Source organism: Pseudomonas sp. TREG-RG-20F-10-E-6-01 (assembly GCF_022662455.1).
Classification (GTDB): domain Bacteria; phylum Pseudomonadota; class Gammaproteobacteria; order Pseudomonadales; family Pseudomonadaceae; genus Aquipseudomonas.
This window is the reverse complement of record NZ_JAKNQP010000036.1, coordinates 1-1,171: the sequence shown is the minus strand read 5'-3', so window position 1 is coordinate 1,171 and position 1,171 is coordinate 1. Positions and strand designations below refer to the sequence as shown.

General features: G+C 52.9%; 1 protein-coding gene. It reads left to right on the top strand.

Annotated elements, in window-relative coordinates; genetic code table 11:
• The first annotated feature begins 2 nt into the window (after window positions 1–2).
• A protein-coding gene (locus tag L8K08_RS30150) for an IS3 family transposase (RefSeq protein WP_104502081.1) occupies window positions 3–1,153 on the top strand; the annotation gives its coding sequence in 2 pieces (ribosomal slippage) (window positions 3–237 and window positions 237–1,153; 1,152 coding nt in all).
• Window positions 1,154–1,171: the final 18 nt, after the last annotated feature.

The window sequence follows — 1,171 nt, the reverse complement described above, 5'->3', positions numbered from 1 at the left end:
CCATGAGCAACCAGCGTTATCCCGAAGAATTCAAAATCCAGGCGGTCAAGCAAGTGACCGAAAAGCAGCTTCCTGTCTCGGAGGTGGCTGCACGATTGGGTGTGTCTGTGCACAGCCTCTATGCCTGGGTTAAGCGCTACACCAAGCCTCAGGAACAGCGCGTTGAGGAGGATGATCAGAGCGCTGAGGTTCGTCGTCTACGTGCCGAGCTGAAACGGGTGACGGAGGAGCGAGACATCTTAAAAAAGGCCGCCGCGTACTTTGCCAAGGAGTGCGGCTGAAGTACGCCTTTATTAAGCAGCAAGCGGGTCATTACGCGATTCGACGGCTTTGCCTGACGCTCAAGGTTCATCCCAGCGGCTACTACGCGTGGCTATCAGAACCAAAATCTGCGCGAGCCAAGGACGATCAGCGACTGCTTGGATTGATCAAACACTCCTGGCTGGAAAGCGGTGGCGTTTATGGCTATCGAAAGATCCATGATGACCTGCGAGAGGTTGGTGAGAGCTGTGGCCGTCACCGGGTGGCTAGGTTGATGCGCCTTGAAGGTTTACGTTCTCAGACTGGGTATCGACGGAGGCCTGGAAAATACGGCGGTAAGCCAGCCGTTGCCTCACCGAACTTACTGAAGCGCCAATTCGATGTCAGAGAACCCAACAAAGTTTGGGTCACAGACATTACCTACATCCGAACATATGAAGGCTGGCTGTATTTGGCCGTGGTGCTCGATCTGTTTTCACGCCAGATCATTGGTTGGTCAATGAAGTCGCAGATGACCAGCGACGTAGCCATTGATGCACTGCTGATGGCGGTTTGGAGACGTAAGCCGAAGCAAGAGGTGATGATCCACTCGGATCAAGGCAGTCAGTACAGCAGCTCAGACTGGCGAAGCTTCTTGAAAGCTAACAACCTGGTAGCCAGCATGAGTCGTCGAGGTAATTGCCACGACAACGCTGTGGCGGAGAGCTTTTTCCAGTTGCTGAAGCGGGAACGGATCAAGCGTAAAATCTACACTACACGCCAGGATGCTCGAGATGATGTGTTCGATTACATCGAGATGTTTTACAACCCAAAACGACGCCACAGTTTCAACAATCAGCTGTCACCGGTAGAGTTTGAAAAGCGTTACGCAGCGAGCCTTGAGAGTGTCTAGAAAACCCGGGGCGATTCA